This is a genomic window from Alcaligenes sp. SORT26, from assembly GCF_017377875.1.
GTDB classification, from domain to species: domain Bacteria; phylum Pseudomonadota; class Gammaproteobacteria; order Burkholderiales; family Burkholderiaceae_B; genus Alcaligenes; species Alcaligenes parafaecalis.
Genome location: NZ_CP070975.1, coordinates 296,273 through 320,445 on the forward strand (window position 1 = coordinate 296,273; position 24,173 = coordinate 320,445).

Annotated in this window: 22 protein-coding genes and 1 riboswitch; of the genes, 8 read left to right on the plus strand and 14 right to left on the minus strand. The window is 55.0% G+C overall.

What is annotated here, in order from left to right:
• Positions 1–103: 103 nt before the first annotated feature.
• A complete protein-coding gene (locus JYG33_RS01340) occupies positions 104–1,153 on the plus strand; it encodes a cytochrome c peroxidase (RefSeq protein ID WP_243430237.1) in 1,050 nt (349 codons plus the stop codon).
• A gap of 94 nt (positions 1,154–1,247) precedes the next feature.
• Here JYG33_RS01340 and dctP read toward each other — a convergent pair whose 3' ends face one another.
• The 3 genes from dctP to JYG33_RS01355 are packed head-to-tail and all read right to left on the minus strand — an operon-like array spanning position 1,248 to position 4,176.
• Positions 1,248–2,345, minus strand: coding sequence for a TRAP transporter substrate-binding protein DctP (gene dctP, locus JYG33_RS01345; RefSeq protein ID WP_207873833.1), 1,098 nt, complete (start codon positions 2,343–2,345; stop codon positions 1,248–1,250).
• Between the two features lie 18 nt (positions 2,346–2,363).
• On the minus strand, positions 2,364–3,686 hold the full coding sequence (locus tag JYG33_RS01350; RefSeq protein ID WP_207873834.1) for a TRAP transporter large permease subunit: 1,323 nt from the start codon (positions 3,684–3,686) through the stop codon (positions 2,364–2,366).
• On the minus strand, positions 3,676–4,176 hold the full coding sequence (locus JYG33_RS01355) for a TRAP transporter small permease subunit (protein ID WP_207873835.1): 501 nt from the start codon (positions 4,174–4,176) through the stop codon (positions 3,676–3,678). Before JYG33_RS01355 ends, JYG33_RS01350 begins: the two co-directional genes overlap by 11 nt.
• A gap of 338 nt (positions 4,177–4,514) precedes the next feature.
• Between JYG33_RS01355 and JYG33_RS01360 the strand changes: the two genes are divergently transcribed.
• From JYG33_RS01360 to JYG33_RS01380, 5 genes are all read left to right on the plus strand, one after another.
• Entirely contained in the window at positions 4,515–5,027 is a 513-nt protein-coding gene (locus JYG33_RS01360; protein WP_207873836.1) for a sigma-70 family RNA polymerase sigma factor, read from the plus strand.
• A 77-nt stretch (positions 5,028–5,104) separates the two neighbouring features.
• Positions 5,105–6,322, plus strand: a complete 1,218-nt coding sequence (locus JYG33_RS01365) for a FecR domain-containing protein (RefSeq protein WP_207873837.1) — start codon at positions 5,105–5,107, stop codon at positions 6,320–6,322.
• Between the two features lie 187 nt (positions 6,323–6,509).
• The gene (locus JYG33_RS01370; protein WP_207873838.1) at positions 6,510–6,962 is read left to right on the plus strand and encodes a hypothetical protein; all 453 of its coding nucleotides are present in this window, start codon (positions 6,510–6,512) and stop codon (positions 6,960–6,962) included.
• Between the two features lie 259 nt (positions 6,963–7,221).
• Entirely contained in the window at positions 7,222–7,938 is a 717-nt protein-coding gene (locus tag JYG33_RS01375) for a hypothetical protein (RefSeq protein WP_207873839.1), read from the plus strand.
• 347 nt (positions 7,939–8,285) lie between these two features.
• A complete protein-coding gene (locus tag JYG33_RS01380) occupies positions 8,286–10,688 on the plus strand; it encodes a TonB-dependent receptor (protein WP_243430238.1) in 2,403 nt (800 codons plus the stop codon).
• Positions 10,689–10,935: 247 nt separating this feature from the next.
• Here the strand turns inward: JYG33_RS01380 and JYG33_RS01385 are convergent, their stop codons facing one another.
• Positions 10,936–12,246, minus strand: a complete 1,311-nt coding sequence (locus tag JYG33_RS01385; RefSeq protein WP_243430239.1) for an amino acid permease — start codon at positions 12,244–12,246, stop codon at positions 10,936–10,938.
• Between the two features lie 475 nt (positions 12,247–12,721).
• Positions 12,722–12,811, minus strand: a riboswitch (glycine riboswitch).
• Between the two features lie 288 nt (positions 12,812–13,099).
• Here JYG33_RS01385 and JYG33_RS01390 point away from each other — a divergent pair.
• Positions 13,100–14,044 (plus strand): DedA family protein/thiosulfate sulfurtransferase GlpE, encoded by a 945-nt coding sequence (locus JYG33_RS01390; protein WP_207875692.1) that lies wholly within the window; start codon positions 13,100–13,102, stop codon positions 14,042–14,044.
• Positions 14,045–14,105: 61 nt separating this feature from the next.
• On the opposite strand, the gene JYG33_RS01395 is transcribed toward JYG33_RS01390, so the two are convergent.
• The 5 genes from JYG33_RS01395 to aqpZ form a co-directional block, all read right to left on the minus strand.
• Positions 14,106–14,522 (minus strand): DoxX family protein, encoded by a 417-nt coding sequence (locus JYG33_RS01395; RefSeq protein WP_207873842.1) that lies wholly within the window; start codon positions 14,520–14,522, stop codon positions 14,106–14,108.
• Positions 14,523–14,547: 25 nt separating this feature from the next.
• Positions 14,548–15,423 carry a DMT family transporter gene (locus tag JYG33_RS01400; RefSeq protein WP_207873843.1) on the minus strand — a complete coding sequence of 292 codons (876 nt, stop codon included), beginning with the start codon at positions 15,421–15,423 and terminating at the stop codon, positions 14,548–14,550.
• A gap of 144 nt (positions 15,424–15,567) precedes the next feature.
• Positions 15,568–16,506 (minus strand): LysR substrate-binding domain-containing protein, encoded by a 939-nt coding sequence (locus JYG33_RS01405; protein ID WP_207873844.1) that lies wholly within the window; start codon positions 16,504–16,506, stop codon positions 15,568–15,570.
• Positions 16,507–16,619: 113 nt separating this feature from the next.
• Complete coding sequence (locus tag JYG33_RS01410; protein WP_207873845.1) at positions 16,620–17,039, minus strand: lysozyme inhibitor LprI family protein; 420 nt, start codon at positions 17,037–17,039, stop codon at positions 16,620–16,622.
• A 247-nt stretch (positions 17,040–17,286) separates the two neighbouring features.
• Positions 17,287–17,985, minus strand: coding sequence for an aquaporin Z (aqpZ, locus tag JYG33_RS01415; protein WP_207873846.1), 699 nt, complete (start codon positions 17,983–17,985; stop codon positions 17,287–17,289).
• 445 nt (positions 17,986–18,430) lie between these two features.
• Here aqpZ and JYG33_RS01420 point away from each other — a divergent pair, with 445 nt between their 5' ends.
• Complete coding sequence (locus JYG33_RS01420) at positions 18,431–18,796, plus strand: DUF4440 domain-containing protein (RefSeq protein WP_207873847.1); 366 nt, start codon at positions 18,431–18,433, stop codon at positions 18,794–18,796.
• Positions 18,797–18,878: 82 nt separating this feature from the next.
• Here JYG33_RS01420 and JYG33_RS01425 read toward each other — a convergent pair whose 3' ends face one another.
• From JYG33_RS01425 to JYG33_RS01445, 5 genes are all read right to left on the minus strand, one after another.
• Positions 18,879–19,751 (minus strand): DUF3325 domain-containing protein, encoded by an 873-nt coding sequence (locus JYG33_RS01425; protein ID WP_207873848.1) that lies wholly within the window; start codon positions 19,749–19,751, stop codon positions 18,879–18,881.
• Positions 19,748–20,044, minus strand: a complete 297-nt coding sequence (locus JYG33_RS01430) for a DUF3649 domain-containing protein (RefSeq protein WP_207873849.1) — start codon at positions 20,042–20,044, stop codon at positions 19,748–19,750. The genes JYG33_RS01425 and JYG33_RS01430 overlap by 4 nt, the downstream gene beginning before the upstream one ends.
• Positions 20,041–21,699 carry a PepSY-associated TM helix domain-containing protein gene (locus JYG33_RS01435; protein WP_243430240.1) on the minus strand — a complete coding sequence of 553 codons (1,659 nt, stop codon included), beginning with the start codon at positions 21,697–21,699 and terminating at the stop codon, positions 20,041–20,043. The genes JYG33_RS01430 and JYG33_RS01435 overlap by 4 nt, the downstream gene beginning before the upstream one ends.
• A gap of 392 nt (positions 21,700–22,091) precedes the next feature.
• The gene (locus JYG33_RS01440; RefSeq protein WP_207873850.1) at positions 22,092–23,453 is read right to left on the minus strand and encodes an SLC13 family permease; all 1,362 of its coding nucleotides are present in this window, start codon (positions 23,451–23,453) and stop codon (positions 22,092–22,094) included.
• Positions 23,454–23,611: 158 nt separating this feature from the next.
• Positions 23,612–24,094: a cysteine hydrolase family protein gene (locus tag JYG33_RS01445; protein ID WP_207873851.1), complete on the minus strand. Its 483-nt coding sequence runs from the start codon at positions 24,092–24,094 to the stop codon at positions 23,612–23,614.
• Positions 24,095–24,173: the final 79 nt, after the last annotated feature.

Sequence of the window (24,173 nt, forward strand, 5' to 3'; positions counted from 1 at the left end):
AAGCCTGCTGATGGCGGCACTGGGAACAGGGCTGTCAGGGGCGGCTTGCGCGGCTGAGGGGGCTGGTGCAATGGCAAGCCAGAGCTTCGGCTCTGGCTCTGCTGTGTCCCAACTTTGTTGGGTCAAGGAGAAGCTTGATGCGGCCTGCCTGCGTATCCTTTATCAGCAGGTTCCGAGCCTATGGCCTGCACCGTCCATTGATCCGGGGCAGGCCTGGCAGGAATGGGGGCCAGTGCCTGGATCTGGCTCCATCGCACAGCCCGAGGCTGCTAAAGATGCCGAAAACAAGCAGATCGTTTCGCTGGGTTCGCGCTTGTTTTTCGACAAGCAGCTTTCCCGTAAAAAGCAGATCTCCTGTGCCTCCTGTCACCAGCCCGACAAGTCCTTTACCGATGGCAAGGCGTCAGCGGTAGGGGAGGATGGCTTGATGGGCAAACGTCGTACTCCCCCTTTATTTGCTGCGCCTTTTGCCAAGGATTTATTCTGGGATGGCCGTGCACAAACTTTGAAAGAACAAGTCGTCGGCCCAATAGAAAACCCGGTAGAAATGAACCATGCCTTGAGCGATTTAATCCCGCGTTTGCAGGAGTCAGAGGACTATCGACACGCGTTTCAGCAAGCCTTTGGTGCTTCATCCTCCAATCCCGTCGATGCCGAGCGACTGGCCCGTGCTTTAGCCGCCTATGTGGTCACCATCCGTCCGGCGGCAACGCGTTTTGATGACTTCCTTGCGGGGGATACAGCGGCTTTGAGTGATCAAGAGTTGATCGGCCTGCACCTGTTCCGTACCAAAGCGCGCTGCATGAATTGCCATAACGGCCCCATGCTGACGGACAATGACTTTCACAACATCGGTCTGTCTTTTTACGGCCGTCGTTTGCAGGATCTGGGGCGATTCGAGTGGACCCGAAACCCTTCTGATCTGGGGCTGTTCCGAACACCCAGCCTGCGCAATGTCTCCAAGGCTGGCCCTTGGATGCATAACGGTTTGTTCCCCAGTCTGGATGGTTTGCTGCGTATGTATGACGTGGCGATGGGCCCGGACCCTAAAGAAACCGGCCCTTTGGTGCCGCGCAAATCGGAACGGATCCGGGAGTTGAGTTTGAGTGATGAGGAAATTCAGGCTTTGCTGGCTTTCTTGCAAGTCTTGTAGTGATCAAAGCGGTTCAAACCTGAGCTGTTGGCGTACAAAAAAACGATAGTGGCGAACCACTATCGTTTTTGCGTTCACCGTAATGAGTACCGCTTTATTTCAGGCAGGCTTTGATTTTTTCCAGATCAGGGCCGTCAATAGGACGTCCCAGGTTGAAGGGCATGGAGGTCTCGCGCCAGTCCTTGTAGTCCTGCAAGTATTCCATCTGGCTGGCATATACCTTGGCGGCATCGGGATTGCTGCAGGCCATGGAAATCATCACCTCATTGGTCACTTGCTGAATGGTCTTCAGGCTTTCATCATCCATGCGGTGGATTTCTACCCCGGCTTTCTGGAATGTGCGCAGACCTTCCGTCGCTTTTTTCTCGGAGAAGGCGATGGACCACATCATGGTGGCGTCTGCGGCAATTTTCAGTTTCTCCTTGGCCGAATCACTGAGCGCATCCCAGGCGGTTTTATTGATCATGACGCCAAACACGGAAGCAGATTGGTGCCAGCCTGGTGTGGTCCAGTGCTTGGTGACCTGATGCAGCCCGGCAGAAACGTCGACGTTTGGAGTGGAGAACTCGGCTCCCTCGATCACGCCACGCTCAAGCGATTGATACAGTTCTTGACCAGCCATGGACACTTGCGTGCCACCAATCTTCTCAAGCACTTTGCCTTGCTCCAGACCAGAGAGCCGCAGGCGCTTGCCCTTGATTTCTTCCAGATTGCGGATCGGCACATTGGTATGGAAACCGGATTCGTTATTGGTGATGGCATAGGGGATGTACACCATGCCGTACTTGCCGTAGATCTCGTTATAAAGTTCGGCGCCACCCCATTCCTTGATCCAGTTTGCGTAGTCAACCGCGTTGAACAGGCTGGAGTGGGTGCCTAAAGGGGAGAAAGCCGGGTTGCGGCCCGCCCAATAGCCCGGCCAGTCTGCCCCAGCCTGGATGGTGCCGGATTCGACCGCGCTGAACACTTCGCCAGTCGGCACCAGAGCGCCACCTTCGTAGAATTCAATTTTCAGCTCGTCACCGACCAGTTTGTTGGCTAGTTCCACCCACTTCTTGTCCAGTTCGACCAGCTCGATCGAGGCGGGCCAGGTACTGGTCATGGTCCACTTTTGAGCAGCCTGGCTCAGGCCTGTCATGCCCAGCAGGGCAAAGCCAGTCATGGCGCAGAGTGCTTTTTTTGTGAATTTCATTGTGTCTCCTTGTTTTATTTAAGTTCCGTACAGGACGGTGGGTAGCCAAGTGGCCAGGCCAGGGAAGATGGCCAGCAAGATGCACATCAAAATAATCAGGCCAATGAATGGAATAACTCCGCTGATGATCTCCATGGTCTTCACTGATTTAGGAGTGATGGCCCGCAAATAGAAAAGTGCGTAACCAAAGGGCGGAGTGAGGAAAGAGGTTTGCAAAACAACGGCAACCAGAATCACAAACCAGAGCAGGCTGATGCCCATTTCCTGCACAATCGGCAAGAGAATCGGGAAGGACAGCAGGACAATACCGGTCCAGTCCAGAAAGCAGCCCAGCACAAAAATAATCAGCAGCATCACCACAATAAGCAGCCAGGGCTCCATATCCAAGCCACGCATCAGGTCTTGCGCAGCGCCCAAACCGCCGGTGATGTTAAAGACGCCGGTAAAGGCGGTTGCGCCTACCACGATAAATAAAATCATGGAGGAAGTACGGCCCGTTTCGTAAAGCGCATTCAGGAAAATGGACCACTTGAATTTGCCCCGGAAAATAACGATCAGCAGGGACAGCAATACCCCAATGGCCGAGGCCTCTGTCGCCGTTGCAATACCGGCCAGCATGGAACCCAGAATGCCCAGAATCAGAAAGATGGGGGGCACGGCCTCCACCAGCAGCATGCGGATCAAGGCGGGTCTGGAGATCTTTTCATCGGGCTCCACGGACGGGGCGCGTTCCGGGTGACGCCAGGCAACGAACACGACCCACACGGCATAGAGCAGGCCCAGCAGCACGCCGGGAATCAGCGCGCCTGCAAACAGCTCGCCAATAGACAGCGGGGAGTAGCTGGCCATCAGAATCAGCATGATGGACGGTGGGATCAGAATACCCAGGCAACCCGAGGCTGCAATCACCCCTGTGGTGAGCTTGGGGCAATAGCCGTATCGCAGCATCGGGCGCAAGGCCATCATGCCGGTTACGGTAATGGAGGCACCGATAATGCCGGTGGTGGCGGCCAGCAGAATGGAGATGAACACCACAGCCAGCGCCAGCCCGCCACGAACGCGGGACATCAGCAGCCGCAAGGCCTCGAACATTTTGTCGGTCACTTCGGAGTCAGACAAAAAGCGCGCCATCAGGATGAACAAGGGGATGGCGATCAGTGTGTAGTTGTCCAGGACATCGCCGTAAATACGGTTGACAACAATGCCCAGCACCATGGGCTTGCCCGCTACCAGCGCACCGATAACGGCGGTGCTGCCCAGAACAAAGGCCAAAGGATGGCCCATGAATAGCCCCAACAACAGAAAGCCACCCATGACAAGAGCAATCAATTCAGGCGTCATGATGGGCGGCTTCCTTCTGGGTCAACAAACGAACAACTTCAGCAATACCCTGAAGCAGCAAAAGCGCGGCGGCCACCACCATGGAGATCTTGAGCGGGTAAACAGGCAGTTGAACCGCGCCGTAGGTGGTTTCCCCCTGAGCTAAGGAGCGCATGGCGAAATCGTAGCTGCGAGTCAGAAATACCCAGGTAAAGGGGAAGAAGAAAATCAGATAGCCCGCAATTTCGGTCCATTTGCGGACGGTGGGGGAAAAACGGTTGATCAGCAAATCTACCCGGACATGGGCTTGGTGTTTAAGTGCGTAGGCACCCAGCATCAGAAAGTAAAAACCATATAGCTGCTTGGTGACGTCAAAAGTCCAGCGCGTGGGCTGGTTCATCACGTAGCGCATGAACACTTCGTAAATAATGATGGTGGAAAAAATAATGGCGATAAAGGAAATGAGCTTTCCTATCCATTCATTGATTGAGTCGATTAGACGCAAAACCATGCTTGTCCCTTATGTTCGTTTTTATGGGCGACATCTCTGTTTTAGTCTATGAGTAAGATCGGGCCAGTCACAACTTGGGTTTACCCTTACGTAAACCTGGATTAAATAATTAAGGGTAATAAGGCGTAAATAGAGATGATTTACTCATCTGATCATGCTTGGGTGGACATCTGTAAAAGCCTGGCGCAGGGAATTGAGAATAGCGGCTGAGTACCGTTTTTCTCTTGTGTGCAGTACGGGGTAGTAGCCCTGGTTTTGGCAGATATTCCACAGCATCTATCTGATAATGAGAATTATTGCTAATATCATGCACTTCCCGCGTCTCTCTGATTTGCTCCATGTCCCGTTCCCCCACGTCCAAAAAACCTTGGCTCGCCTACTATGGCGAGCTGATCGGCGTGTGGGCGCGGCGCTCGGGCAACCGGGCCGAGGCCGAGGACGCCACCCACGATGTCATGGTGCGCGCCCTGGAAGCGGACTGGCCCGGCCTGCCCAACCCCAATCCGAGAGCCTACTTTCATCGCAGCGTGCGTAATCGCCTGATTGATGTGCATCGTCATTCCAATTTTTTGGAGACCGTGCCATTGCATCAGTTGGGGGAGGACGAGCACCCCTTGGAGGGCGATCCCGACAGTTCCATACGCACTGCGCAGTTACTGTCTTCCTTGAAAGAGGCCCTGAGCGAGTTGTCCCCCAAATGTCGGCAAGTCTTCTTGTGGCATCGGCTGGAGGGATATACTCAAGCGGAAATTGCAGACAAGCTGAACATTTCCGTGAACATGGTCGAGAAATACATGATCCAGGCCATGCGCCATCTGCGCGAGCGCCTGAAAAATCATGCTCCCCATTAAGAGAACAAAGGGCACTTGGCCCGCGTAGGCAAGACTAACAATCCCGGCTGTCTGCTCTTTGTATTTTGCTGCTTCCCATGACCTCAGAATCTTCCTTACTTCCTGACAATCCCCACGATGCCGCTGCCTACTGGTTTGCGCGTGTGCACTCGGGCGATTTCAGCGTGGCGGAGGAGGAGTGTTTTCTGGAGTGGAGAAGGGCGGATAGCCAGAATGAGTCTGAGTACCGGGCTTTGGAGAGTATCTGGCAAAGCAGCTTGATGATTCCGGATGAGGAATTGCGGGAGATGTTGGAGGAGGCTGATTTAGCTTCGGCGGTCAGCTCTGCGGAGGTTTTGGGCGCTAATTTTAGTGCTGGTGCTGCTTCTGCTTCGATCCCGACTGCTCATACCAGCCCCGCTTCAACTCAGGTTTTTGACTCTGGGTCTGGCTCCCATCCTGTATGGATGCCTAACTCGGCAGAGTCTGTGAATTCGGGTTCCGGGTTGCCTACAGGCGCATATGGATCAAATGAGTCGTCCAGGACCTCCTTCGCCATACCTCCCAACGCAGCACGCCGCCGTTTTCTCTGGCAAGGTGCCACGCTTGGCGCCGTCGCCCTACTAGGCGCGGGCGGTGTTTACATCGCTCAACAAGATACTGTCAGCCATGCCCTGAGCTACACCACCGCCTTCGGTGAACAAAAAACCGTGACACTGCCAGATGGCTCCGAAGTCCATATGAATGTCTCCACGGAACTGGTACTGCACTATCAGGCCCACCGGCGTCAGTTGACCTTGCTGAAAGGGGAGGCGATGTTTGCGGTTCAAAGCGACAAGAACCGTCCCTTCATCGTGGATGCCGGGCAAGTGCAGGTTGAAGTCACAGGCACCGTATTCAATGTGCGTCGTCATGCCCAAGGAAATGTAGAAGTAGCCGTAACCGAAGGCTCCGTCCAAGTCTCGTCCGGGACATGGTGGAATCGCCAGCAAGTATCCCTGACACCGGGCATGCTGGCGCAGGGTAGCGAAGAACAGGCCTGGTCGGTGCAGCGCACGGATGTAGCGGCACGTACTGCGTGGAGACAAGGAAAAATGGTGTTCCGGGATCAGACTTTGGATGAAGTCGTGCAGGAGATGAACCGCTATCTGCCTGAACCGATTGAGCTGATGGACGAAAAACTCAAGCGCCTGCGCATGGCGGGTGTTTTTAATATCGAAGATGCACAGGGGTTTTTGTTGGCGTTGCAGGAGCAGTTGCCGGTGACGGTGGTGACCCGTTCGGATGGGCGGGTGGGAATAACTATAGAGCGGTGATGTAGATAGAGTTTTGCGGATAGGCTCGAGGAAGGATGTGGGTTTTATTTATGGCTGCTCTCGGCCCAGAGCAGACGTCGGGTACTAAGGTTTGAAGCAGTCACTTGCTCCGATAGTTCAGAGATTTTTGAACTCCATGTTTGGCTGTCTGCATGATCAGATAGCTTTTTTGCTAGTATTTTTTCTAATGAACATTACTCCTGAATGGGTTTCTGCTAGCGCATCGACTGTTGCCGCTGTCGGTGTGTTTTTTGCATTCTCCCAGCTGCGCATCTCAAGAAACATTGCCCAGTTACAATTTGAAGATAGCTTGGCCAAGGAGTACCGTGAGCTGGCTAGTCGAATCCCAACAAAGGCTCTGCTCGGGCAGCCGCTTTTGGAGGCTGAGTATCAAGAATCTTTTGACGAGTTGTATCGCTACGTAGATCTGTCCAACGAACAGGTCTCGCTTAGGCAGCGCGGTCGTATCAGCAAAGCTGTATGGAAATCTTGGTGTTCAGGCATTCAAGCAAATTTAGCGCTTCCATCTTTCAAGCGCGCATGGTTGGAAATCCAAGAGCAGTGCGTAAGCTTCCAAGAACTTCGTCGGCTAGAGAAAGAGGGGTTTAAACTTGATCCCAAGTGCTGGAAACGTGTTTAACCTCTGTATGTACGGTACAGCCACCGAGGGCTATTCACGACCCACAAGAGTCGATTAAGCGAACTCGCTGAGTAGATCTTGTCGGCATTGCCGGTGAATCAGAACCTGGACAATGATGCCCCTTATGCGAACAAACCCCAGGCGATTAAAGCGCTCCCGATCTCCCTCTTCACATAAGGCTCAGACCCCTCAGAGGTCATGGGTAGAGCGGCATGCTCCGATTGCAACGATCATCGCTGCGTATAGCACTCTACTGGCAGTGATTATTGCAGGCCTCGGCTACTACTTCACTGTTGTACCCCTATACCAGAAGGCTGCCGTCGATGAGCTGATTGCGAAACGCGAGGCCGAGCTTAAAGAAGCGCAGGCTGCGATTGTTATAGCGAGGCGCGAAGCTTATGAACAACAAAGAGAAAATTTTGGTCGCGCAATTGAGTTCTCTGCCGTCGAATGCTCGGACATACGGAACTCACTCATGCAGCCTCCACCCTCCTTCGAGGGGCAAGCAGTAGTCCGTGCTGACCATGAACGACGGATCCACTTAGGCGTCGAGGTTACGCCGTGCCTAGCCTCAAAGCTGACGAAGTACAACGCAGACAAGGTACTCACTAACACCGACTTGCGTCATATTGGGCTGATGTTTGCGACGAAGGGAGCCGAGTTGGATCAGAAGCGAGCTGAGGCCATAGATCGGATAGCAGGTGTGCCGGAGCTGGCTGTTCGTGATCCAAGCCTCCTCGTTCCAGTGGGACCATCGGTCAAGCGCATAGACGAATTTTTAGCAGCGTCTCAAAACCAACTATCTGAGCTCGACCTCAAGCTTCCTGAGCGAGAAGAGCGCCTTCAGTATCAAATCGGTATCACGCAGGTAAAGATTGCCGATGACTATCGGATGAGCGCGTCGGAATCAATTCGCGAAGTGATACGTGGCATGCAGTGGCCGAAAGAGGAAGCCTACGTATCGGTCAATAAATAGTTTTTGAAGCTAGCATGGCCTCTTAAGTTTCCGGAGGTCACGCTCACCGATGATTATTATTGGCCGAAAGCAGACAGATAAGAGTGCCTTCATTGAATAAGTTGTAGAAACAAGGTCGGCTCAACTGAACACGGAGCCCAGCCGACCTCTAATTTGAATGCCTCGCTGTTTTTTTTGCCCATCAGTTATAAGTTCCTTCAAACCTCCATTCAGGGTTTTCCGCCCCCCGTCCGTTGTACCTATGAAGGCAGGTTTTCCGCACTCCCCGTGCGACCTGCCCCCATCCTTTGGCCAAAGGGATACCCATTCGTACATCTACAGGACCTCTGTCTGTTAGGAAGACCTCTGTGACTCTCCGTTCCTCTCGTTTGTGCGCCCCGGCTGGGCGTGCGGCTCGTTTCCCTTTGGCTGCGCCTGCCTTGAAATTGGCGCTTGCCCTGGCTTTGTCGGCCACGTTTGTACCTGCTGTTTCCTTTGCCCAGCAAGCGGATGTGACGGTCTCCATTCCGTCCTCGTCCTTGGGTGATGCCTTGCTGCAATTAGGCCAGCAAACCTCTTTCCAGTTTATTTACACCTCCGACCTGGTGCGCGGTATCAAGGCTCAGTCCGTGTCTGGTCGCATGGCGCCGGAAGCGGCTTTGGACAAGTTGCTGCAGGGTACGGGCATTGCTTACACCCGTACTGGCAACACGATTCATCTGCGCAAGAAGGTGGATGTGGAGGAGCTGGCAGCCATCAAGGTGCGCGCTGCCAGTCCTGTCACTGAGGGCTCTGGTTCTTATACGGCCGCGGGCCCCAGCCGCACGGCGACGGGTTTTGACTTGTCGTTGCGCGAGACGCCGCAGTCCATCACTGTCATGACGCGTGAGCGTCTGGATGACTTCAATTTGTACAAATTGTCCGACGTGCTGGAGCAGACGCCCGGTGTGTCGGTGGACCGGCAGGGTGATGCCTTCAACTTCGCGATTCGTGGTTCGGCTGTGAATATGCAGACGGACGGGATGCGTCAGAAGGCCAGTGGCTGGCTGATTAATACGCAGACTCAGTACTCCATGGACGATATGGCCGAGATTGACCGTATCGAGGTCCTGAAAGGCTCGTCCGGTTTGATGACCGGGGATGGTGCTTATGGCGGCACGGTGAACATGATCCGCAAGCGTCCCACGGATCAGTTTCAGGCCAGTGTGGGTGCAGCCGCCGGCAGTTGGGATAACTATCGGGTGGATGCGGATATCAGCTCGCCCTTGAATAAAAGTGGTTCGGTGCGAGGGCGTCTGGTTGCGGCAGCGGCGGATGGCAAGAGCTTTCAGGATTATGTGAAAAACAGCAGCAAGACTTTTTACGGGATTGTGGAAGCGGACCTGACTGACCGCACCTTGTTGACGGTCAGTTTTACTCACAAGAGCCGTACACAGGATGGAGCTGCGGGCACGGCCATGATTCAGGCTTATGCGGCTGATGGGCAGTTTTTGGGTCTGAAGCCTCGGGGTTTTAATGTCGCGGCTCCCTGGTCCGGTTACGAGCAAAAGACCAATACGCTGTTTCTGGATTTGACCCATCGCTTCGAGAACGATTGGTCGGCCACGCTCAAAGGCAGCTTGGACAAGACGGTGAATCCGGGCGGTCAATCGGGTATCTGGTTTACCGGAGTTCCTGCTGTGGTGGACGTGAGCTGGGATCGTGATTATGAAACCCGCAACCGTAATCTGGCTTTAGAAGTACAAGGACCGTTCTCTTTATTGGGACGTCAGCACGAGCTGCGCTTCGGAGCAGACACTTATCGAACCACCACAGAGTCGTATGCAGGTGGTAAGCGTTATACCAATGTGGGGTTGGACTACAACGGCGGTGGCGGTGTGTTGCCAATGCCGGATTTCACCACCATGCCGATTAATAACCACAGCTACTTCAGCTCGCAGCGTAATTCCTTGTACGCTGCCGGTTTGTTCAGCCTGGCAGATCCGGTGAAGTTGATTGGTGGCGTTCGCTATACCGACTTCAAACAGTTTGATGAAACCCCGTACTCCTACAGCAATAACGATTTCAAGCAGCACGGTGTGTTGACGCCGTATGCGGGTCTGGTCGTGGATCTGAACGATCAGATTTCTGTTTACGGTAGCTACGCCAGCATATTCAAGGCACAAAGCGCCAAGGATATTGATGGCAATACGCTGGACCCGGAACGTGGTTTGACCTACGAGCTGGGTGCCAAGGGCGAGTTCTTTGATGGTGCCTTGAATGCCAGCGTGGCTCGCTTCTGGATGAAGACGGATAACACGGCAGAGTCCACCGGCGAAGTGCGTCCAACCGGGGAAACGATTTACCGTGCGGTCAATGGTGCAACGCGCCGGGGTTACGAGCTGGAGCTGTCGGGTGAAGTGGCCCCCGGCTGGCAATTGCAGGGTAGCTATGTACAGAACAGCAGCAGCTTGCAGGCCACGGATATTGTGCCCAAGCATCAGTTCAAGCTGGCCAGCAGCTATCGCTTCCGAGAAAACTTGCCGGGTCTGTCCGTAGGTGTGGCTGCACGTTGGCAAAGCAAGGCTTCGGCCCGTTTGATGGATCAGCCTGCTTACTGGGTGTTCGACATGATGGCCCGCTATCAGGTCAACAAGCATCTGAGCCTGGGTGCGAACGTGAATAATGTATTCGACAAGAAGTACATGTCTGGTTTGCGGGACTTTGGGCGTATTCAGTATTCCTGGGGTGCGCCAAGAAACTTCACGGTGAATATGCGTTACCAGTTCTAAGCTAGTTGGGAATCAAGGCTTTGAACGAAGCTGCATATACTTGAATCCCCCTTATGCAATCTGCATTAAAAAAGCCACCCGCTTGGGTGGCTTTTTGCAATCGGGCTCCAGCCTCGTTCCAGATCTGCTGCCCAAGGACAGCGAGTTGGAGTGTTGCCAGTGTGTGCCAGCCAGGTTTTGTAGAACGAGGCCAGACCCGACTGCTACAACACAGTTCTTGGTAGAACCGTGTTGTGTCCATCACGACTTAGCGTACGCTTTGTGCCGCCAGGCCCAATGCCAAGTCTTTCTTCATGCGTTTCTTGTAGAAAGGCAGGCAGATAAACAGAGCCAGGAACCAGAAAGGGGTCGCCATCAAACCAATCAAGGTTTCTTCTTCCTGGCTGAACAAGTACAGCGCAAAGGCAAAGAAAGCCAGGGTCAGGTAGCACATGGGAATCGCAAAAGGCATTTTGTAGCTCGATGTGGCATGGGCTTCAGGACGAACGCGGCGGTACTTCAGGTAGGTGATCAGAATCACGGCCCAGACAAAGATAAAGCAGATGCTGGCCACGGTGGTCACGATGGTGAACACGCGCATCACGTCGCCTTCTGCGTAAAGCAGGAACAGGCTGGACAGCAAGAGGGCGCAAGAGTAGATCAGACCATTACGGGGGGTGCCGTTACGCGACAACTGGCTGAACGCTTCGGGAGCCAGCTTGTTTTTGGACAGACCGTACAACATGCGGCCTGTCGAGAACATGCCGCTATTGGCGGACGACAGGGCCGAGGTCAGCACCACAAAGTTGATGATGGCTGCTGCGGCACCCACGCCAATCAGCAAGAACATGTTCACAAACGGGCTCTTGTTGGGTGCAACAATATCCCAAGGGGTGACGGTCATGATGGCGGTCAGGGCCAGCACGTAAAACACAATCACGCGAACGGGAATCTTGTTGATGGCTTTGGGCAGGTTCTTGGCAGGGTCAGCCGTTTCAGCCGAGGCGGTACCCACCAGTTCAATACCCACGAAGGCAAAGATGGCGATCTGGAAGGCGGCAAAGAAGCCATGCAATCCATTGGGGAACATGCCGCCGCGGTCCCACAAGTGGGTCAGGCTGGCTTTTTCGCCGGTCGGGCCGACAAAGCCGGTGAACAGCAGGTAAGCACCCACGCCAATCAGCGCAACAATGGCAATGATCTTGACCAAGGCAAACCAGAACTCCAGCTCACCAAACAATTTGGCCGACAGCAGGTTAAAGATCAGCAAGAAGGCGATACACGCCAGGCCGGGAAGCCAGAGCGGAATGTCCGGCCACCAGAATTGGGTGTAGCCGGTAATGGCGACAATATCCGCAATACCAATAACCACCCAGCAGAACCAATAGCTCCAGCCCAGAAAATAGCCCATGGTCGGGCCCAGAATATCGGCGGAGAAATCCACGAAAGATTTGTATTCCAGGTTATGCAGGAGCAATTCCCCCATTGCCCGCATAACAAAAAACAAAAAGAACCCGATGATCATGTAGGTAAACAAGACCGAGGGTCCGGCCAGGCTAATGGTGCGGCCTGATCCCATAAATAGCCCTGTACCGATAGCGCCTCCAATTGCTATCAGTTGCAGGTGCCGGTTTTTCAACGAGCGCTGCAGTCCAGATGAATGTTGCTGAGACACACTGTTCTCCTAGTTTTTTTTCGTTCAAATGCGTAATTATGACTGTGCTGCGAGAAAACAAAGGGCACAACCCGTCCTCAAGGACGGTTTTCTTGATGCCGATCTAAATAGGGTATGGAGCGCACAGCAGTCCTCCTTGTTCTGACGACATGAAATGTCAAAACAGACCTGTGTGCGAATGAAAATGGGAATAGGGATGTGGCGTGTCAGGCGGCCAGAAAATGGCACCCGACTATCTGCTCATAGATAGGCTCCGGACGAATAGGTGAACACAGGCCATATGGCCTCTGTACCCCCTCTGTCCGTTTACCTGAGAGCTTATCCATCGGTTCGCGATGGTCCCCTTCGGTGGGCACTGATGTGCCTCTCTCCAGAACGTCAAGGGTTCAAGATTCTTTTGCCTGAGAGATTCCGGGGTCGTTGCTCCGTCGGCGCTTCATCAAAGTGAAGACTCTCACCTGAACCGTTATTGACGCCGCTATTGTATAGACAGGTAAAAAGCGATGACTACTATCGTTAACCTGTAGGTCTTTAATGAGAATAATTCTTGTTTATTGATCTATTTTGTGGCTGGAAGGTCAACAGTCGGAAGGGGAAATCGGGTGGCAAAAGAGGCGGAATGGCTCTCTATCAGGCGTCTGCACAGGGACCGCAGTTTTTGCATGGTAGCTATTCTTGAATGCTTTTAAGCTGAAACAGAAATTGGCAGGCGCCAGCCTACAATACGCGCTATCTGGCAAATTCTGTGCGTCGTTCTATGGTCGAATCCATTCTGCAACTTATCGAGCAACACGGTCTGTTGATCGTGTTTTTTAACGTGCTGGTTGAACAGGCCGGTGCGCCTGTGCCTGCGTATCCCGTGCTGGTGGTGACGGGGGCTTTGCATGAGTCTGGCGGCTACAGCTTGTGGGGCTTGCTGGGCGTGGCGGTTCTGGGGGCCATGATTGCGGACTACGGCTGGTATCTGGCTGGAAGGCGTTATGGCGGCAGGTTGCTGGCTTTGCTGTGCAAGATTTCCTTGTCTCCTGACTCCTGTATCCGGCAGACCGAATCCATTTATATGCGTTGGGGTGCGCCGTCCCTGATGGTGGCTAAATTCATTCCGGGCTTTGCTTCGATTGCCAGTGTTTTGGCCGGTACGGTTGGCACTCCTAAACGTAGCTTTCTGTTTTACGACATCATCGGGGCGGCCGTGTGGGCGGGCTCTGCAGTGTTTTTGGGGTCTTTGTTCAGCTCTGCTGTAGACGAGCTCTTGAATGTCCTGGTCAGCCTGGGTGTGTTGGGCGGAATTCTGCTGGCGCTGGCCTTGGCGGTGTTTATTGCCAAGAAGTGGTGGCAGCGTCATCGCTTCATCAAATCCTTGTGCATGGAGCGTGTCAGCGTGCAGGAGCTGCATCAGATGCTGTCTTCAGAAACTCCGCCCGTTATTGTGGATGTGCGTTCGACCTTTATCCAGGCTCAAGGGCGCATTCCGGGGGCAATCAGTCTGGCCTTGGGCGAGGCTACGTTGAACCTGATCACCGACGGGGAAATCATCGTGTATTGCGATTGCCCCAACGAGGTATCGGCGGCCTTGGTATCCAAGCGTTTGCTGCAAAGTGGCTATAGCCGGGTGCGGCCCTTGGAGGGTGGTCTGGAAGCGTGGCGGGCTGCTGGTTTCGATGTTCAGCGTGACTCGAATCTGCCCGAGGCGGCCTTATAAAGAAAACGGCAGACAGCTTGTCTGTCTGCCGAAGCGGTGCTTGCCGGATCAGCGTTTGTGTTCAGGATCGTGCCTGACGACGGGCATGAGCCAATGCAGCCGCTACAGCCAGCCCTCCGATCACACTGATATGGTCCTGAACCAGAGCCTGTTCCAGAAAGGCTTGCAGGCCTTCCATTTCCCAAAAACGATGCGCTAGCGGGATAGTGGAAAGGGTAAAGACACTAAGCATCAATGCGCCGAGCCAGGCCAGACGACTTGCGCTGATGATGAGCCAGCTTCCCAGCAACTGCACCGTAATCGTCAACACCGCGAACAAGGCTTGAGGCTCCAGACCAAAGTGGGCCATTTCCATCTTGGCGGCATTGAAATCCCAAATCTTGCTCAGACCACTCCACCAGAATATATAGGTCAACAGCAGGGTGGCCAGTACGTAGAACATCCGTGAGCGCAGTATTTCTTGTATGAGGTGATTCATGATGCCTCCTCCTTGGGTATGCAGATCAGGGTTTGTGTACGGATGCTTCCAGCGTGGAGCGCGCCACGGCCAGGGTTTTTTGGCTCATCACCAGCCCACCCATGACCAGCGCAACACCCACCAGTTGCAGCGTGGTCGGCCAGACCCCTTTGATCAGCGCATCCAGAATGAACGCGGTGACTGGCACCAGCAGCATGAAGGGGGCCACGGTTACTGCACCAAGCTGTTTGATGGCGCTGAACCACAGCGCGAAGGGGCCAGCCGTCAGGACCGTCGCCAGCAGGAACAGGCCCAGCCAATGAACAGGAATAATCTGCGTTGGAATATCCTGGGTCAGCAGGGCGATCAGGCTCAGCTCAACCCCGGCAATCAGTAACTGCCAACCGGTAAAACCCAAGAGCGGGATGGGTGGTGCACCCCACTTGTTCATCAGAACCCCACCCGTTGCAATAGACAGCATGCTACCCAGCGCGGCGACAATGCCGACCATATCCAGGTGTGCCTGACTGGACATGACGACCAAGGACACACCCAGCGCACCCAAGAGGACAGCGCCAATCCGCATCAAGGCAGGGCGAGCACCCAGAATGCCCCAGGCAATAAAAATGGTGGCCAGCGGGGTCAGGGCCTGGAATATGGCGGCTACACCACCAGGAAGGCGAGTCGCAGCAATAAAGAACAGGCCAAAGAACAAGCCGGTGTTCAACGTGCCCAGCACCGCGAGTCGTCCCCACCAGGCGCGGGGAGGCAGGCTGCGGACCAGCATCAGCAAAACGATGGCGCCCCCCAAGGCCCGGACTGCTGCCAGAAACAAGGGGTTAGGCGGCAGCCAGGTGGTGGTCAGAATGTAAGTAAAGCCCCAGAGAATCGCGGCGGTGGCCGCAGCCAGTTTGGCGTTCATGTCGATGTACTCCCCATGATGAATTTCAGATGGGGAGACTATAGAAGTGCAACGATGGCTTGAATAGATGGGGATATGGTCATCAGCGTTCCATAAACAGAACGACTGTGTGTTTGCTGGGTTTAGCCAGGTAGCCGTACGAACTCAGGGCGAGGGAGCGTGCAGAATCGTCACGAATTCTTGCCCCAGAAAGTCCAGAAGTGCACGGACAGCAGGCACCAGACCGCGGCGCGAGGGAAAGACCGCATGCACAACCCCAGGACGGGGATTCCAGCCTGGGGCCACATCCACCAGCCTGCCATCCTGCATATAGGGGGCGACCAGCATGGCGGGCATTTGTACCAGTCCAATGCCTTGCAGTGCGGATTGCAACAAGGTCATGCGGTCGTCACAGACCAGCCGGGGCTGATACGGGATTTCTTTCAAGGTGTTTTCAGCAGTTTGCAGTTGCCAGACGGGATTGCGTAGCAGATGCTCGTCGCTGAGGGCGGGCCAGCTCCCCAACAGGTCCAGCGTTGGCAGCCCACCCATGCGCTCAATTAAAGCGGGGCTGGCGACCAGATACTGAATACTTTCACCTAATACTTTCATGACCAGACCGCTGTCTTCCAGTGGAGGGAAGCGGACGCGCAAGGCCACATCAAAGCCTTCCCGAATCACGTCCACACGGCGATTGGTACTTTCGATTTCCAGTTTGACGTAGGGGTACTTGGCCAGATAGCGAGCCAGCAATTCATTGACGCCGTAGTCGAGCAAAGCCAGCGGGCAGCTCAGACGCACCGAGCCTTGTGGTTCACTGCGATGGCGCTCGATAATTTCCTGGGCGGAGTCTGCCTCCACCAGCATGGCCAGACAGCGCTGGTAATACATCTGACCAATCTCCGTCACACTGAAGTGACGGCTGGAGCGTTGGATCAGGCGCACGCCCAGAGACTCTTCCAGGGAGGTGATGCGTCGGCTTAGTTTGGATTTGGGGATGCCCAAAGCCCGTCCGGCGGGGGCAAAGCCGCCGTGGTCCACGACCTGGACAAAGTAGTAGAGGTCATTCAGGTCGCGTGTGGACGGATATTTGGTATCAGGCATGTCGGTAGGGTATGGCTGGGTTCAAGCGGGGGCGAAGTCCTGGTCACCAGGGCTGTCCGCTAGAGAGGGTGCGGCTTGGCGAATGTTCAAGGCCCCGTGCTCGTGGACGGAATTTACATAGCCGGTGGAACCGGGCAGCTCATGTCTCCCTCTTGGCAGGACAGGTAATTGTTGAAGTTCTTGATACGGGCTTGAGTCAGTTCATTGCGGCAACTGGTGATCAGCATGGCATGAATGCTGCCACCTTGTGTATTGATGGCTGCAAAGTCGCACTCTGCGTCCCGAAAACCGATCCAGGCTCGTTGAGAGGTACGCAAGGCTTTGAGGGTGTCGGCATCGTCTTTCAGGCGCGTGCTGATTTCTTTGTAGAGCTTGTTCAGCTCGGCATCCGAGCTTTTGTACTCGTTGCTGATGCACTGGTTGATGGCGTTTTGATTCGTCAGGCTGTCGCAGTCGGCTGCCTGCACCAAAGCGGTGTTTGCCATCAGACTGAATCCTAAAGCGATCAGGCCGGTATTCAATATTTTTTTCATGAGGTTCTCCGCTTGTTGGGGCTTTGGTGAGCGTATGAGTCTGGGGCTAACAGTCAGGTGCTGGGTGTAAATCCTACTACATAAGGGAGACGAGCTTCGCGCCTTGCGATCTTCCTGCTGATCACACCGCTGCAGATGACATGAGCTTTCCGTAAATAGCATTGAGCCGCATCGGTTTGAACAGGCGGTGTGCCCAATTCAAACTGATGCGGCTCAATAGTGTCCTGCGATCAGGAGCTAGTGCTGCTTAATCGTCGTTGGCGTGCAGCAAGCGATACACCAGGGCACCGATGACTCCCCCTATCAAAGGAGCCACCCAGAACAACCAGAGCTGTTCCATCGCCCAGGTGCCCTGGAACAAGGCCACGCCGGTAGAGCGGGCAGGGTTAACCGAGGTGTTGGTGATGGGAATGCTGATCAGGTGAATCAAGGTCAGGGACAGACCAATCGCTACACCGGCCAGGCCTGCATGGCCGCGCTTGTGCGTGGCGCCCATGATGATGAACAGGAAGAAGGCTGTCAGCACAATTTCTGCGATCAGGGCAGCGTTGAGGCTGTAATTGTCGGGCGAGTGCTCACCAAACCCGTTGGAGGCAAAGCCAGCAACTGGATCAAAGCCGGTTTTGCCGCTGGCGATCAGGTACAACACGCCCCCGGCCAGAATGCCGCCAATTACCTGCGCGACGATGTAAGGAAGCGCTTCGCGGGCAGGGAAGCGCCCGCCTGCAACCAGACCCAGCGTGACAGCGGGGTTAATGTGGCAACCGGAGATATTGCCGATGGCATAGCACATGGTCAGCAAAGTCAGACCAAAGGCCAGGGCCACACCGGCAAAACCAATACCCAACTCCGGATACGCAGCGGCAAAGATCGCACTTCCGCAGCCCCCAAATACCAACCAGAAAGTGCCCAAGGTTTCTGCCGAGCACCGTTTTAGTAAAGACATGATATTGCCCTGTGAGTGATTTAACACGGCAGAGTCTATCTATAAGTGAGATTCATTAATGACTTGAAAGGAAAACAACTGTTAAAAGTTTTCCTTTGTTGAGGGTGGTGTTTTTTTTATTTTATTTGTTAGAAATATCGTTTAAATCGCGGCTTGTGTCAGATGTAGGATTCTGTCGGGTTTGTGAAGACAAAGCATTTTTACCCTGACTGCCGACCCGACCCGACCCGACCCGACCCGACCCGACCCGACCCGACCCGTGTCCGTAGATAGAGTCGTTTTAGTTTTGGGAAAAAAATAGGTTTTCAAGATGCTCTTGCTTTTTAAAGCTCCTTCTAGCTCACTTAATTAGAGGTTTTGCATCCTTTAAGCGACTTCGTTTGCTCGCGTATAGTTAAGGTGTGTTCTAAAATTTTCTACAAACCCACGAGCCATCAGCACAAGCATGATTCATTCCCTGAAAGCCCTGATTCTGTCTCTTGAAGAGCGCCTGTTCGATCGTTCCACCCGTCAGGATGTGGCCGAGCTAAGTGAGTTGCTGGCTGATGAATTCGTGGAGTTCGGTGCCAGAGGTGCTGCGTGGGACAAGGCGGAGGTTCTGGAGTCGTTGCCGGAGCAGCGATTTGAGCAGCGGCGCTTGAGTGATTTCAAGCTGACGGTATTGGCCGAGGACGTCGTCCTGGTGACTTACATTTGTGTTGTCCCAGATAACGAAGCTCAGCAACGTTCTTTGCGCAGTTCAATCTGGCGGCAAAGACAGGGCCGTTGGCAGATGGTGTTTCATCAAGGGACCCGGATCGTAGGGGACTAGGGCAAGGGACTTGTATCAGGGTGCAGTCAAACAGACGGCCTTGGTGACCCGCAGGATCACTCAAGGCCGCAGAGCGTTTTTCTTAAAGGTTTTTCTGAATAAAAGGCGCTGTTGCAGGCGACACCTGGTGGAAGTCAAAAGCCTGGTGATAGAGTTCGCCGTTCTTGGCCTCTACCGTTAACCACAACTGATGCTCCAACTCGCTGTCATGCGGGATGGCAATGTCGACTGCGCGTGTCCAACGTACGCCGCCAAAGGCCTGCCGGGGTGAGGGCTTGCTATCCGGTTTGCGAATTTGCAGATAGGCGCTGCGTATAGCGGTATCGCAGCTTTCACAAAACCGAATCTGGAAGCCCTTGGTGTGGTGAGGGCCTGTGCCGGAGAGAACGGGGGCGTGCTCATTGGTTTCGGCCAGGACAAAGGACCATGGGCCAATCTGGCCTTGCAGAGCATCCGCCCGGAAGATGGGGGCGGGTCCCAGTTGAGCCAGGTAAATGACAAAGGCGGCAGGGATTGCCAGCAAGCTGCTAGCAAAAATCAGATTGCGTGGGGCAAGGCTGAGCGGTGCTTTGGCTGCTGAGGGGACCGTTTCCGGGGGAGTGGGGCTTGGCTCGGCTGCTCCCGCTTTGGCGACCGGGGCGGGGCGAGCCCGTACCGGTTTTTTCTCTTGCCAAGGCCACCAAGGTAGATAGAAGGTCAAGCCTGCGCCTGCTATGGTGAGCCAGCCCAACCAGGACACCACGCCCATGCTGGCGCCCCAGCCTTGTATGCACAGGACGAGCGCCAGCACCAGCAAAGGCCAGCCCAGGACACGAAAGAGCAGGCGTTCGCGTTGGGAGGGTGTGCGGTGCAGGAGAAACTCGCCTTGTCGATCACTGGCTAGCGCCAGGCAGATAAAGCCCGCCAGGCTGCTGATCAAGACGGCCAGATTCAACCACAAACTGGTGTTGATCATGACGCGGCTCCCGCAGGGATCAGCAAGAAGCTAAGCAAGGCAATCAAGGCGGTCGGTAATACCATGCCCACCCAGGCACGGGTGGCGCTTTTGGTGCTGAACACCCACATCACTGCGATGGTGTACCAGACAAAACCCAGCATATTGGTGGCCAGCACGGCCTGACCTTTAGGCAGGGGCCAGAGCAAGGTCAGCAAGACGGTCACGGCAGAAGCCAGGGCGTAGCCGCCAACGGTGGCCGCCACAATGCGCGATAGCACTTGCAGGCGATAGTTTGAGCTCAGTCCACTCACGAGTTCACTCCGGCGGTTTGCAAACGGGCTGGCGCAGTGGCTTTTTGCTGCAGGCTGGCAATGTGCCATTTGCGTTTCATTTTGATGGCGATGTAGGCAAAGGTGGCGGCCAGTCCCAGCATGGTCAGGTCAAAGCCTGCCAAACCCCAGTCGCCGTAGGGCAAGGTGATGCCCAGGTGACGATCGGTAGTCAGCATGTTCAGAACGGGGATCAGGGCATAGGCGGTGGTCGTTAGCCACAGCAGTTCCAGCCAGGCGCGTTTCAAAGGACGCCAGCTTGCGAACAGGAAGGACCAGCCCCAGACCAGAAAGAGTGCATGAAACTCCCAGGCAGCGCGGTCGGCCATGGTGACGGGCAAGAGGCGGTTGGCCCAGAAGTAGGCGGCAAGACCCAGCGGTAAACCTGCTAGCGTTCCGGCATTCAGGATCTCGACCAGACGCAGGCCAGCCGCATCAAAGCGCTCGGTTGCGCTTAGTGTGCTGGCCTTGGCCATACGTTTTTGATGCTGGGTACGGCGTTTGACGGTCCATAGCACCAGGCCTGTTCCAATCACGGCGCAGCCTAGCAGGCCAGAAATAAAGTACAGCCAACGCATCCACCACTCGGCGAACACGCCTTCATGCAAAGCCAGTAAAACGCGATGGGTATCCCCGGTCAGATTGCTCGTGTCCTCAGGCTCCATGGCGCGACCGTCGATAGCGTTAAAGCGCAGCGTTTCAGCACGGGTCCAATACACGCCTGTGACTCCAGTGCGGCGCAGCTCGACATAGGCCTGGCTGTCTTGCGGATGCGTAATCTGGATCGAGGCAATGCTGTTCTTGCCCCATTGCTGCTCGGCGCTGTGCATCATCTCGCCCAGCGAGGCCTGGGGCAGGGACACTGGCAGGAAAGCGCGGTTCTGAAAGCGAATATCCTGGAAGTAGGCTTGTCGGCCCGCTTCTGTGGGGCCATACATCACGTCTCGCCCGGTCGGCATATAAATGGACATGAAAAAGATCAGGCCCGTATAGGTAATCATCAGGAAAAAAGGCAGGGACATCACGCTGACGATATTGTGCGCGTCCAGCCAGGAACGCTGCCCCTTGCCGGGTCTGAAGGTGAAGAAATCGGTAAAAATTTTCTTGTGCGTGACGACCCCTGTGATCACGGCCAGCAGCATCAGCATGGTGCAGATCCCGACCAGCCAGATGGCAACGGGATAAGGCATGTAATGCAAGGCATAGTGCATGCGATACAGACCGGTGCCGCCAGCGGTGGCGCGAGGTTCGACCTCGGGCAGAATCTGGCCGGTGGTCGGGTCCAGGTTTTCACCCCCGCGACGTCCGCGTTGACCCGGCTGAGGCATTTCTTCCCAGGCAATCGACAGCCCCTGCGTAGCACGCGGGTTCAGGGCTTGATGGGGCAGGGTGATGGTCCAGGCCTTAGCTTCGGGCGCGTGCGCTTGAAGCTGCGTCAGGGCCTGATCCAGCATGTGGCTGGACTGCTCGGGCAAGACTTGCGCGGGCAAAGGGCGCTCGGGCTCCATCCAGCGGGTGATCTCATCATCCACATAACCGGCTGTGCCAGTGACAAAGACAAAAAACAGGATCCAGCCCACCACCAGACCGACCCAGGTATGCAGCCATGCCATACATTGGCGAAATGACTCTTTCACGCTGACGCGCCTCCTACTTCAACACCGTCTCCGGGTGCTGGATTGATGACCATAAAACCGAGAAAAGCCGTGCTTGTCTGGCAGCGATGGGTGGCAGATTGAGTCCGCCATTCTTGTAAGCTGCACTCATCACGCAACCCTCGCTTTTCAGGAAGCGAGTAGCGGGTGATAGAGAGAAAAAGAGGGCATCAGGCTTGAACGACCGCAGAATAATAGCAATCATTCTCATTTCGGTGTGGAAATATTCTCGGTTTCAAGGCTTTCTACAGAATTTAATGCGGCGCCATAGCTGTTTTGGCGTTTTGCATAGGGGGGCCAGGCATTCCTCAGCAAACCGGCCCCGGATACTGAGGCATCCGGGGCCGGTTTATACGCTGCTCGATCAGGTGCGTTTAGAGCACTACAAACAGCAGCCAGACGACGACCGGAGCAATAACGGTGACAGCAGCGCCGTACAACAGAAGTTGACGGAAGAAGGCATCACGCGAGACACCTTGCGCGTTAGCCAGCACCAATGCGCCATTGGTGGAGAAAGGGCTGACGTCCACAATGGTGGAGGATACCGCCATGGCTGCAATAAAGCCCACGGGACCCACGCCGCCATCGCCTTGCAAAAAGGGCACAGCCAGCGGAATCAGCGACCCCAGCACTGCCGTGGAAGACGCAAAGGCGGAGACCACAGCACCGACAAAGAGCAGCAGCAAGGCCGCCATCAAGGGAGAGGTCAACTGAGCAACGCTATGACCGACAAAATCAATTGTGCCCATGGATTCCATCACCCCGACATAGGTGCTGACACCCACAATCAGCATGATCTCGGGCCAGGATACTTGTCCGAGGGCACGCTTTTGCAGATTGGGAGCCATCAGGGTCAGGATCAGACCAATGGTGATGGACGTAAAGCCAATGTCCTGTTTGAAGAACAAGGTCAGGACGGCCAGCACGAACAGCCCTATCAAGGTGACAACCCGATACCAGTGCGGAGCTTCGCTGCCGCCATTACCGGCTTCCACCAGGGCATCGGGGCTTTTCTGGGCGGTTTTGCGTTCTTCGCCGAAGGCTTCGGCTTCTGCATCGCCAAACACTTGTGGGCCGCCTGAACCGTGGGCTACGCGAGCGACCTTGACGTCCGCGGAGCTTAAATCCACTTTCTGACGCATCAGCTTCAAGCCGCCCATCCAGATGAACAGCAAGATGGACACCGCCAGGTTGATGCTCAGGCTGGCCATCATGGTGGCCATTTCATTCAAGGGCAAACCGGCGGCGCTGACCACGCGGTTGGTAATGCCGCCATAAATGCTGATCGGGGAAAAGCCGCCGCCTTGTGCGCCATGAATCACCAGCAAGCCCATCAACAGGGGGTTGATGCCGTACTGGCGGGCAAAGCCCAAGGCAATGGGAGCAATAATGGCGACAGCGGCCGGGCTGACGGCACCGACAGAGGTCAGGGCTGCCGTGATGAAAAACATGATCCAGGGAATAGCGGCAATGCGCCCGCGTACTGCCCGTACGGACATGCTGACCAGCCAGTTGATAGTGCCGTTGTTCTGGGCCAGGGCGAACAAGTAGGTGATACCGGCCAATGTCAGAAACAGGTCAGCCGGAAAGCCGCCCATGATTTCTTTGGCGCCCATGCCTGCAACCAGTGTCCCTACTAAAAAAGCGCCTACGAAGGCAATCAGCCCCATATTGATGGGCAGGGCGGTTGCCAGCACAAACATGCCTCCTAATACGGCAATGGATAGCCAATGCATATGTCTCGTCTCCTTGTAGTTGAACCTTTTGCAGGTTTCTGGAGACGACCATATCAGCGGCGGGATAGGGCTATCAATAAAGCTTATGGCTGAATGATTACGCTAAACGTAATGATCAGTCAGGCACGGTATGGTTGAGTTTTCAACTAGCACGCTCTTCATGGCTGGTTCAACTCCGCGATCAGTTCACTGCTATGAATCGTGCGCCCGAAGTGGTGCTTCCATAGCTTGATGCCCAACGCGCCGGAGCGATCCAGAGACGAGCCCACGGTCAGGTCCGTAATCAAGGTGGGGTGTAGCCCTGCATCAAACAAGGCAAATCCTGCAGCCAGCACGCAGGTGTCAGTTTGAATGCCGCAGACCAGAATGCGATCGGCCTGGCATTGCTGCAGATACTCCATCGCAGCCGGGCTGGGCGCGTAGCCGTGTTTGATGAAGATTTGTTTGGCGTTCACCAGACAGCGATCGCTGCGCGGCGGGCTCCAGCCTAGTTGGCTGGAAAAGGGCGTTTGAGACTCATCGTGCAGTTCGATCAGGGCCGCGCAGGGCAGGCGGGTGCTCAAGGCGTTAATGCCTTCAATCAGCCACTGGGGCGGTGAAAAGCAGCTTTGCACATCGACAACTAGCAGGATCTGTCGCATCGCGAGGGTCTCGATAAGCACGTCTCAGGACTGCCGAACAGAGCTTGTTTGAGCAGCCTGATGAGTGAAAATTCAAGCC